This is a genomic window from Streptomyces torulosus (genome assembly GCF_001419765.1).
In the GTDB taxonomy this organism is placed as follows: Bacteria; Actinomycetota; Actinomycetes; order Streptomycetales; family Streptomycetaceae; genus Streptomyces; species Streptomyces torulosus.
On record NZ_LIRK01000451.1, the window covers coordinates 1 to 10,952 of the forward strand.

At 67.2% G+C, this 10,952-nt stretch carries 7 protein-coding genes and 2 pseudogenes; 4 read left to right on the plus strand and 5 right to left on the minus strand.

Translation table 11 applies throughout. The features are described from left to right. A pseudogene (locus AOK23_RS28910) lies at positions 1 to 1,330 on the minus strand (IS256 family transposase); the annotation flags it as partial. A 328-nt stretch (positions 1,331 to 1,658) separates the two neighbouring features. Here AOK23_RS28910 and AOK23_RS28915 point away from each other — a divergent pair. The 4 genes from AOK23_RS28915 to AOK23_RS28925 all read left to right on the plus strand — a co-directional run bounded on the left by AOK23_RS28915 (position 1,659) and on the right by AOK23_RS28925 (position 8,203). After that, positions 1,659 to 2,207, plus strand: coding sequence for a YciI family protein (locus tag AOK23_RS28915; RefSeq protein WP_055715552.1), 549 nt, complete (start codon positions 1,659 to 1,661; stop codon positions 2,205 to 2,207). Positions 2,208 to 2,277: 70 nt separating this feature from the next. Next, positions 2,278 to 3,417 (plus strand): GDSL-type esterase/lipase family protein, encoded by a 1,140-nt coding sequence (locus AOK23_RS28920; RefSeq protein ID WP_055715556.1) that lies wholly within the window; start codon positions 2,278 to 2,280, stop codon positions 3,415 to 3,417. A 305-nt stretch (positions 3,418 to 3,722) separates the two neighbouring features. Beyond that, a complete protein-coding gene (locus AOK23_RS50445) occupies positions 3,723 to 3,812 on the plus strand; it encodes a hypothetical protein (protein ID WP_240496611.1) in 90 nt (29 codons plus the stop codon). 2,384 nt (positions 3,813 to 6,196) lie between these two features. Beyond that, positions 6,197 to 8,203, plus strand: coding sequence for a PAS domain-containing protein (locus tag AOK23_RS28925; RefSeq protein WP_055715553.1), 2,007 nt, complete (start codon positions 6,197 to 6,199; stop codon positions 8,201 to 8,203). A gap of 299 nt (positions 8,204 to 8,502) precedes the next feature. Here AOK23_RS28925 and AOK23_RS28930 read toward each other — a convergent pair whose 3' ends face one another. The 4 genes and pseudogenes from AOK23_RS28930 to AOK23_RS28945 all read right to left on the minus strand — a co-directional run. Further along, positions 8,503 to 9,267 (minus strand): helicase associated domain-containing protein, encoded by a 765-nt coding sequence (locus AOK23_RS28930; RefSeq protein ID WP_420823760.1) that lies wholly within the window; start codon positions 9,265 to 9,267, stop codon positions 8,503 to 8,505. Positions 9,268 to 9,479: 212 nt separating this feature from the next. Further along, on the minus strand, positions 9,480 to 10,457 hold the full coding sequence (locus AOK23_RS28935) for a hypothetical protein (RefSeq protein ID WP_055715554.1): 978 nt from the start codon (positions 10,455 to 10,457) through the stop codon (positions 9,480 to 9,482). Next, positions 10,454 to 10,684, minus strand: coding sequence for a hypothetical protein (locus AOK23_RS28940; protein ID WP_055715555.1), 231 nt, complete (start codon positions 10,682 to 10,684; stop codon positions 10,454 to 10,456). The genes AOK23_RS28935 and AOK23_RS28940 overlap by 4 nt, the downstream gene beginning before the upstream one ends. A 46-nt stretch (positions 10,685 to 10,730) precedes the next feature. Next, a pseudogene (locus AOK23_RS28945) lies at positions 10,731 to 10,952 on the minus strand (helicase associated domain-containing protein); the annotation flags it as partial.

Here is a 10,952-nt window from a genome sequence, read left to right on the forward strand (position 1 = left end):
GGGTCTGTCAAACGGGCGGTGTAACTGGGGTGGTTGGGTTGCTGGCGGGTTGCTGAGAGTCGGCCGTCGAAGGTGATGTCGAAGGCGTTCAGCGCGGTCTTCCAGGGTATGGTCCAGCGGGCTTGGCCCCTGCCGGTGGGTTCGAGGGACATGATCGCCATGTAGACGCACTTCAGCGCGGTCTGCTTGCTGGGGAAGTGGCCGTGGGCCTTGACCGCCTGTCGTATCCGCGCGTTCACCGACTCGATTGCGTTGGTGGTGCAGACGATGCGGCGGATCCTGGTGTCGAACCGGAGGAACGGGGTGAACTCCTCCCAGGTGTTCTCTCACAGTTTCACGATCGCCGGATACTTCCTGCCCCACGTGTCGGCGAACTCCGCGAACCGCTCCAGGGCGGTCTCCTCGGTTGGTGCGGTGCAGACGGGCTTGAGGGGTTTGGCGATCTTGTCCCAGTCCTGGCGGGCGGCATAGCGGAAGGAATTGCGCAGTAGGTGCACCACGCACGTCTGCACGATGGTGCGGGGCCAGACCGTCTCGACCGCCTCGGGCAGGCCCTTGAGCTCGTCGCAGACCAGCATTAGCACGTCGTTGACGCCGCGGTTCTTGGTCTCGTTGGGGATGTGAAGCCAGTGTTTGGCGCCCTCACCGCCGTCCCCGGCCCACAGGCCCAGGATCTCGCGCCGGCCCTCGACCGTGACAGCCAGGGCCACGTAGACGGGCCGGTTGGCGACGGCACCGTCGCGGATCTTGACGTGGATGGCGTCGATGAAGACCACCGGATGGACGGCGTCGAGGGGGCGGTTCTGCCATTCGGCCATGCCGTCCAGGACTTTGTCGGTGATGGTGGAGATGGTCTGCCGGGGGACCTCGGCGCCGTAGACCTCGGCCAGGCGGGCCTGGACTTCTCCGGTGGTCAGGCCCTTGGCGGCCAGCGGGATGACCATCTCGTCGACGCCGGTCAGGCGCTTCTGCCGCTTCTTGACGATCTTCGGTTCGAAGGAGCCGTCCCGGTTGCGGGGCACGGTTATCTCCACCGGCCCCACGTCGGTCAGCACGGTCTTGGATCGTTGGCCGTTGCGGGAGTTGCCACCGTCCTTGCCCGCCGGATCGTGCTTGTCATAGCCGAGGTGATCGGTGATCTCGCCCTCGAGGGCGGATTCCAGCAGCCGCTTCGTCAACTGCTGCAGCAGTCCGCCCTCGCCGGTCAGCTGAAGGCCCTCGGCCTGGGCACGGCTCACCAGCTCGTCGATCAGCTGGTCGTCCAGGCCTTCGCCGACACCGCCGCTGCCGACCCGGCAGCCTCGTGCTCGGACACGTTCTCACTGGTCATCGATGCATCTTCCATGATCGACGGCGCCGTCCGCTGTGGCGAGAAGGTCAACGGCAAGGGCCTCGGCTGCCTCGTCCAGCAGAAGCACTGCTGACATACCACTGAGTCGGCCCACGACACGAGCCTGGCGGGTCTTTCGAGTTGCAGGGAGACCCGCCAGGGTCGTAGTCGGTGGCCGTCTCCCCCTGACGTGCCACTTGGTTGTGAGCGCGCGGCCGTGATGGCTGCGCCGTTTGACGGGGTGGGGTGCTGCCTCGTTTGGGGCGCGGGGTCATCGTTGCGGAAAGCCAGTTGTGATGGTGCCTTTGACGGGGAAGGGTCTGTGGTCATGGAGTTTTTCTGCTGCCACCGTGACCGGCCCGGCTCCCTCGCGTTACGCGAGGAGTTGGTGGAGGAGCACTGGTCCTGCATGGACCGGTTCGCGAAGGAGCTGATTGCTCGCGGCCCGACCTTCGCCGATGATGGTGAAACACCCGCCGGCAGCGTGCACATCGTCGATCTGCCCGATCCCGCCGCTGCCCGCGGGTTCGCCTTCGACGAGCCCAACTACCAGGCCGGCGCGTACCGGGACGTGCTGCTGCGCCGGTGGCGCAACGTGCTGGGGCGCACCATGTGGGACTTCCCCGGTGGCCGGACCGGTGGCAACCGGTACCTGGTGCTCGGCCTCGGCGAGGGCCCGGCCGCTGACCTTGCCCTGCCGCTCGACCGGGACGAGCTGGTCGCGTACGGGCCGCTGCTGTCCGACGACGGCGACACCTGGCTGGGTACGGCGGTGCTGCTCAGGGCCCCGGATCCGGACACGGCACGAGCCGTCCTGACTGCGGACCGGTACGCGGACATCGAGGTCCACGACTGGGAGTTCGGCGGGCGTCGATGAGCCACGAAGGCGCCGGGTTGATGTCAGCTCCGGACCACGCTGACCTGGGACAGCAGCGGTGACGGTGGCGATGCGGGCGGTTCCGCTGGTGGGCGGGCCGGTGGAGTTACGGGGTGCGCTGGACCTGGAGACCACACAGGCAGGGGTGATGCCGCGCAGGTTGCCCGCGTGGACCAAGGAGCAGTACCAGGACCCGTCGGTCTATGGGGTGACCGTGATGCCTTCGGGGGTGCGGCTGGTGTTCCGCACCGATGCGCGCGCATTGGAGTTGGAGGTACTCACCTCCACCGGCCAGCTCGACTCCGACCCCCACCCTCGCCCGACCGGGATGCTGGAGTTGCTGGTGGACGGCGCCTTGGCCGGGCGTCAGCAGGCGCCGGTGGGCAACGTGCTGCGGATGGCGGGCCCCGGGGCCGTACAGCGACTCATCCCGGGCGAGCCGGGGACCGTACGGTTCACCGGGCTGCCGGCCGGCATGAAGGGCGTCGAGTTGTGGCTGCCACAGCAGACCCCAACGGAACTGGTGGCACTGCGCGCTGACGGTGACGTACTGGCACCGCTGCCGGACGGGCGGCGCCGCTGGGTGCACCACGGCAGTTCCCTCAGCCACTGCATCGAGGCCGACGGCCCGACCGGGACCTGGCCGGTGGTGGCAGCTGCGCTCGGAGGGGTGGAGGTGATCAACCTCAGCCAGGCGGGCAACGCGCTGCTGGATCCCTATGTCGCCCGGACGATCCGAGATACGCCCGCCGACCTGATCAGCCTCAAGGTGGGCATCAACATCGTGAGCCTGTCCGCCTTCCGACTGCGGACGTTCGGCCCGGCGGTACACGGATTCCTTGACACGATCCGGGATGGACACCCGGACACCCCGCTGCTGTTGATCTCTCCGGTGAGCTGTCCGGCCCTGGAGGAGGCCCCCGGCCCGACCGCGACCGGCCCGGACGGGAGGCTCGCTGCCCTGGGCGACCCGGCCGATGTGGCCGGCGGGGCATTGTCGCTGACGGTGGTCCGTGCCGAGCTGGCCCGGATCGCTGCGGCACGACAGGCGTCCGATCCCCACCTCCACTATCTCGACGGACGCGAGCTGCTCGGCCCGGACGAGGCGGACGACCTGGCCGACGGCCTTCACCCCACCGCCGCCGCATACCGTCGAATGGGCAAGCGCTTTGCAGCCCACGCCTTCGCGACCGACGGTCCCTTCCGGTGAGTGAGCTGGGCTCCACACCCCGCACCAGGTGTGGAGCTCCCACGCTCCTCCGGCCCGAGATGGGCGGTGGGGGATTCAGGCCACTGCTCGCCTCATGAAAGAGGGGTTCGTGTGATCTCTTCCAATGGAACGTCGTTGTCTCGCCGGTGGGGCAGTGGTTGCGCGTACTGCTGAGTTGCAGAGCGTGTTATGGGTGATCTGCGACGGTACTTCGGGATCGGTCTGCCGCCCGGCGGGGCGCCGTTCACCGGGAGCCGGTTCGAGCATCTGGCGGGTGGGGGGGCCGCCCGGAGGTCGCTGACCGGATCACGGCGGAGGACCTGGTCGCGGTGCAGACCTTGTCAGTGACCGTTCCGGCGTCGGCCGATGGCCGACGGAGCTTGCCGAACCTGTGATCCAGGAGGGCGTCGTCCCTCGGTGTCCGCCCGACGGCGAGGTGGCGGTGTCGCTCGGGCAGCGGTCGAGGAGTGCGTGCATGCGGGGGACGGGGAGAGACGGGTTGGCCGCGGCGCCCTCTGCGGTGCGCGAGTCGACGAGGAGGGCCTCCAGCGCTTCCGGCGTCAGGCTCGGGTTGGCGGCAGCTGCCCGGCGTACCGACTCGTCGGGGTCTTCGATCGGGGGGTTCGGGCAGGATGGGGTCGGCTGCGGCGAGGGCCCGTACGGCGGGGTCAGGGTGGCCGATGAGGTGGGCCCGGCCGGTGCGGGGGAACGCGGGCAGGGTCAGCAGGTGCGGACGGTTTGCCGGGTGGGTGACGAAGACGTCAAGGAGGAGGTGGGGCGGAGCCAGTGGGTGGTGGCGGGCCAGCCGGATCCGTACCTCCTCGTCGTCGTCCTGTGCGAGTGTCGCGGCGAGTTCCGCGGGCAGGCCGGGGAAGCGCGCCGCGACCCGGCGGAGCACCGGTTCCTCGGACGCCGCGCGGGCGGTGAACGCTGTGGCGCCTGCGGTCGGACTCGCCGCACCGACAAAAGCCACGAGGAAGTCGTGGGAGACGTGGCTGCGTGCCCACGTCGATCCCGAGTGGCGGCCGGGGGAGTGGGACAGGGCCAGATGGCTGTTTACCGGAGACCTCGACAACCCGCGCACCTTGTCCTCCCGGTGCCGCACCCGCCGCTGCGACGTGATCGTGCGCGCTCAGGAGACGTTCTGCACCTACTGCTCGGACCAGCGCAGACACGTTTACACGACCACCCGCCAGTAGCAACGGACCCCGCGCTGAGTCCTCGGAAGGTCAGCAGACCCAACTGCACACTCTTTGAAGACGAGAAGTCTCCCTCTGCGCATCCCCCGCCGTTGCCGAACCTCGCGCCGTGACGTGTGGGCTTGTTGCCCCCTACCGCTCCCGCGCCCTGCGGCATGCTTCTGTGCTGAGCCAACAGGCCTGCCGCTCCGGACTGCCGACTGCGGTGAGTGAGGCGAGCGTGATCACGCGGACTGTGGCCCGGTGTGGCGGGCGCCCTGGAATCGTGCCCGCCCAAAGGGACCTTGCCCTTTCCGAATTGCTCTGCTGTGGCTGTGGCCGGGTGTTGCATGCGACAGCAGCCACAGCAAGCAGGGTTGGTTTATCTGCGTGTGGCGATTATTCAGGCCTGACCGGTATCCGGTGAAGCGGGCCCTCGGCGGTACACAGCCACTCCGGCGAGGAATAGCATCATGGCACCGCCGACGGTACTGCCGCCGGTGAGCACTGCTTGTGCGGTGCCGGCCCCGGCGTAGACCGCCACGATCCCCGAGGCGCATCCGAGATTGATGGCCGCGGACACGGCAAGCAGCAGAGTGATGAATTGAAGCCTGGTCACTTCACACGACCCCCGATGCGAGCAGATCCGCCCCGGTGCGCCGTCGTGCGTGTCGTGCCCAGCGGGGGAGCTATCTCATGGGGCGGCCAGGAGGTCATTCCGGATCCCTTTCCGAAAGTTCGAATATGACAGGTTCTACACCGGTGTGCAGGCGTGCACTGCGCAGGTGCGATCACTTCGTCTGCGGCATCGAGGTCTTCCCGGGTTGCCGTCACAGGCTCCATTAACGCCGATTACTGTCGTCGGTGCGAGCGCGACAATGGGCAACATGCAGGTCAGTAAGTTTCGGCCAACAAGAGAAAGCTCGTTTCGGGTCCGAACGACAATGAGGCAACAAATAGTGCACAGCGAAGGCAGTGCTGAAGCTCAGCGCGACAACGCGAAACAACAATCCGTTGCCGGAAAGCGAAGTGCCGGGCGCAGCAGCAAGTTGGAAGACTTTATCCGGACCCAGTGTGACCCTGAGTGGCTCACACGGATTCGAGATGACAGGCGGCAGGAGGTAAAAGCGTCGAACGCATTACTTCGAGAAAGGTTTCATCGCCCGCTGCTGGCGCTGATTATTCTTCTTGAAAGGCGCATACTGGAAATCCACGGCACGCGTGAAGCATTCATCAGGCACGTCAGGGAAGTAAATCATCCCAACGCCGCAATGGTGAACAAGTCTTCGCTCAATGCCCATCTAGGTGGCCGCAGGGTTCACGGCCCGGAGTGGTGGCTGGCTGAGTTGATCGGCGCGCACTGTGTGCGCGCCGATGAGAACGCAGCGCAAGTCCTCACCGCCATTGCCCAGATGTGGTGCGCAGCACACGGACGAAGCCCTGACACGCAAAAGTGGCCGACGCCTATGGACAGTGCGCCTCCGTCCGAGATCGCGAACCTGATCGACCCCCAGACAGCAGGGCCGGCGAAGCCGTCGCTCAGGCCATCCCGAGGCACTGCTCGTCTCGCAGCCGTACTCGACGCGCTTCCCAATGCGCTGGTGCTCGTCAACGCCGACGGAACCGTCGTCAACGCCAACACCATCGCCCTGCAGACCTTCGAGATGCCGGGCGCACCTCTGGTGGGGTGCGGGCTGCTCGATCTGCTGCCGCAGTTCGACCCGCGGCTCATCCCAGGCGCCATGCACCGGCCCGACCACAGGGAATCGCCCGGCCGCACGAGTCCGGCGCGTATGACTGCCCGGCGGACGGACGGCAGCGCGTTCCCGGTCGAGGTCACCAGCGCGTACCTGGCCAACGAGCAGCAGACCCATGACGGCTACGGCCTGACCGACGGCGCCTTGCTGATACTCGTCGTACGTGATCTGTCCGGCACCGTCGACACCGAGGCCGAGCTGGCGTGGTCGCTACGTCGAACCGAAATGATCCTGCGGGCCGTGTCCGACGGCGTTGTCGGAACCGACACCGACGGGCGGATCGTTCTCGTCAATCCGGCCGCCGCACGCCTCCTGGGACACCGCGCCGGCGATCTCGCCGGCAGACAACTGCACGAAGTCATGCTGCACTCACGCGCCGACGGCTCGCCCTTCCCATACTCCGACTCGCCGCTCGCCGACACCCTGCACTCCGGGCGCAAGCACCGTGTGCGGGGGCAGGTGCTGTGGTCCATGAGCGGCGAGAAGGTGTCGGTCGATCTGACGACCTCGCCGGTCCGCGACGGGGACCAGCTCTTCGGCGCCGTCATGACCTTCACCGACCGGCGGGCCTTCGACGCCTTCGCCGAAAAGAAAGACACAGCCGAGAAACGATGCCGACAACTGGAGACCCTGCTGAATGAATCCCTGCGTGCCCCTCTGCTCCAACTGCACCGCGAACTCGCTGCGCTAGCGGCCGACGAGGCCGGGCAGCTGTGGCCCGAAGCCCACCACATGCTGCGCAGCCTGGCAGCCGTCTCCTCACGCATCAAAACCGCTGTCGACGACGTCCTTGGCCACCAGCCACGCGACCCACACCCCGAGCCACTCGACCCAAACCCCGACCTCGACGACCCTGCGCGCTCCGAGTCCGGTTCCCAGCCACCCTCGAGCATCACCCAAAGCAACGGCCCTTTGCTCCGCCCCCGCGACCGTGCACCACAGAACCTGAGCCAGCCCCGTCCGCCCTTACAGCACGCGACGCCGCAACCTGTACCGAAGCAGTCTTCACCCGCCCCGCTGACGGTACGCACGCTGGGCGAGCGAGCGTCGCCACCGAACGCCACGGTCTCGTCGACGAACAGGCGTGAACGACGCCCCGAGCCGGACACCACCTCGGCCACAGACAGCGACTCGCTCCTTGAACGGGCCAGCGATCAGCGTCGGCTGCTGGCGTGGCCGGTACCGCAGGCCTCCATGCAGCAGACGCTGAGTGAGCGCGGCTACAGGACGCAGGCCGTCTTTTCGCGTGAGGAGCTGAACGCGCAGATCGCTTCGCAGCCCGCAGCCTTGTTCGTGGACCCCCTGACGGGGCCGATCACCCGGACAGCACTCCAGTCGCTGCGTCAGGCAGCGGTGGCCGCTGACATTCCGGTCATGGTGACGGCCGGGCTGGGGCATGCACCGCGCGAGGCGGCCTCCGGTGCCGATCCCGCCGTCCTGCTGAAGGCACTCGCGCCTCGGGACCGCGAGGTGCACCCGCCGCGGGTCCTGCTGGTCGAGGAGCAGGCGGAGATTGCGTTCGCACTGACCGCGTTGCTGGAGCGGCGCGGGATGCAGGTCGTGCGGGCCGCGAGCGATGCGGACGCGATCATGCTCGCCAGACAGATGCAGCCGAATCTGGTGGTGGTGAATCTGATGCAGGTGCACCACAAGCGGGCCGGGGCTGTGGACTGGCTGCGTGCGAACGGGCAGCCCAACCGCACGCCGCTGGTCGCCTATACGGCCGGGGTCGACAGGGCGGACCTGCCTCGGCTGGCGTCGGGCGAGACAGTCCTCTTCCTGGCTGAGCGTTCCACCAGCGCCGATGTGCAGACCCGGATCGTGAACCTGCTGTCCCGTATCAGCCGATAGAGCTGGACGGCCGCTTCGAGACCACAGCCTCCCGTCACTTCCTCTCCTCCGGCAAAGGCGCGCAAAGACGGCCGAACGACCGCATCGCGCACGAGGAACAGGACTGGATCCACTCGGCCTTGCTCACCACGGACTCGATCCGTGCAACCGCTGATGCCCGGCAGACGACGGCAGCTTGCCGAGATCCGCCGCGGCGCCAGCGGTGCGCCGGTCGATGAGGAAGCGCGAGGTAGGTACAAGAAATCCGCTCCGGCCGGTCGGCCGGAAGTCCTGCCCAGCCCCCTTGCTGCGCTTGCCCGCTACGTCCAGCGCATGCCGATGGCGGCAAGCTGCTCGCGCCGGTCCTGCGACAGCGTCGCCGCGCGCGAGCGTTGATTGCTGATCCATGCCCCCAGCCGGAGCTCCCGTTCCTCCTGGTCCTCGCCGCCGTCCCCGCCCACGGTGATGGTCTCCACGTGTTTGCGGGGTACTCGTAGGTGTCCTTCGCGTTCGTAGAACTGGCGGGCGGCGGCGAGGTTGAGGGCCCATTTGTTGGCTTGGCTGGTCCGCGGTTTGGGCTTTTCGTCCTCGGTGGCGGGCTCGATGCCGAGGATGTGTTCGCACATCCACTGCTGGACGCCGGTGAGCTTGTCCCAGCCGAAGCGCACGGCCTTGATCCACCGCCCGAGGTCCTCGCCTTGACGTACGACGATGCCTGGCGCGGTGGGCAGCGTGCCACCTTCGTCCAGGTGCTGGCGGGTGAGGTGGAAGGCGCGTTGCCATTCCACGGGCCAGGCCGGGCACCACGACGGGTCGATGTCCTCGAGCTGCTCGCGCCGCTCGTCCGACAGTGCGCTGGCCGACGACCCCACCGGGAGTCCTTCGGCACGCCGCTGCTCGTTCTCGGCGGCCCGGCGGGCGGCGGCTCGCGCGTTCTTCAAAAAGATCCCTACCCGGTACCCCTGGTAGGTGGCGTCCAGCGGCGCTAGGAGGTGCCCGTTCTCCTCAGCCCACCCGCGCGCCGCGGCGAGGCCCTCCTCCCATGCGACGTCGAAGTGGCTCCACACCATGCCGAGCTTTTCCAACTGCTGGACGCGTGTCGTCGCCCAGTTTTTCTGAGTTGTTGCTGTGGCTGTGAGCTGGGGTTTCTCAGTTCTTGTGGGTGATGTTCGTGGTGCTGGGGTGCTCGGATTGTGGGGCTGGGCGGGTCGGTGTCCTCCTGGCCTGTTGCGTACGTGGGTGCGCAGGTTGATCGAGCGGCGTGCAGTTTCAGTGAGCTGCTACTTGATGGGACGGCTCAGGTGGTGTCGGGGTTGGTGAGGTCGTCGTGGGTGAGGGTGACGCGGGTGGCTTTGCCGGCTTTGCTGGCGGTGGTGGTGGGTGGCGCCACGCGGACGTGGATGAAGTAGACGCGGACACCGGATAGTTCGGTGTATGGGGGCCATGCGCCGGGGGTGCCGTCGGTGGGCAGCTCGAGGAGTTTGTCGGTGATGTTGTAGATGACGAGGTAGGCGGTGTGCTGCCCGTAGTCGTGGGCGTACTTGATGATCTGGTGCACGCCTTTGACGAGGTAGCTCTTGCCGCGGCTCTTGCCGTCGAAGATCTTGCCGTCGCAGACCAGGGGGTCACGGCCGTCTAGGTCCCCGACGAGGTCGGCTTCGCCGGAGGCTGAGCGCGGTTTGGCGTGGGTGATGTGGTCGCCTTCGAGGAAGAGGAAGCGCTGCAGGTCGAGGTTGTAGACCTCTTCGCCGTTGGCGGTGTCGGCGGTGAAGCGCGTGTATAGCTCTTCGCGGTCGAACCATTCGGTGCGTGTGCGGTAGCGCTCGAGGGTGTGCAGGATGCTGCTCTCGGCACCGACGCGTTCACTGAGGAAGTCGAACAGAGGCTGCAGGACATCCTCAGCGAACTCCCGCCAGCTGTCCTGGTGGCGTCTTTCGCTGCTGTACGCGCTCGCTGTCCGCCACCCGGCGGATGGGTCGTCTGCGTCTGCTTTGGCTATGGCCTGCATCAGGTCCCAGATGAGTGTCGCGCGCCCCTCTTCGGTCCTGCTGGGCCAGATGAACGGGGCGTTGCCGGTCAGCCCGGTACGGAACCGGTCTCGGTCGACGCCTGGCTCTGCTCGGGACGCCTCTTCGAGGATGCCTCGAAGGGCGGGTTGGCTGTTGATCCAGGTGACGGCGAGATGGACTTCGTGGCCGGCACTGATGTAGGGAGCGGTCATGAGTTTGCGTAGGCGTTCGCGTACGGCGACCTGGAGGCGTTGCTGGTACTTCACCGGAAGAGGCCTTTCAGAGCTTGTGTGATCTGCTGCTGGATGGCGTCGCCTGCGTTCTGCGCGCTTCCGGTCTCGTCGACCAGCCAGATGTGGGTGTAGCAGCAGGGGCAGGTCACGGCGGTCTGGGCCACGATCTCCGAGTAGCGGACCCACATCAGGTAGCCGCAGGCGGGGCAGGCCGTCTCGAGGTCCGCGCTCAGGAACTGTGTCGCGAGGGATTCGCCCATGGCGGGATTGTTCCGTATGGGTCTGACAGCGGTGGTGTTGTCGGTTCTATGGGTGGATGCCGATGGTGGTGAGGAGGTGTTGCTGGGAGGGGTGGAGGGTGTTCCAGCGGGTGCGTTGCTGCTCGGTCCATCGTTGGAGGGTGGGGGAGTGGTCCTGACCGTTGAGCTGGTGCACCTTGGTCTGCTGGTAGGTGCGTTGCCAGGTGTGGGGCCAGGGTGGGTTCCACCAGGGGTCGATGGTGTCGAGGGCGTGGGTGGTGGTGGGGGA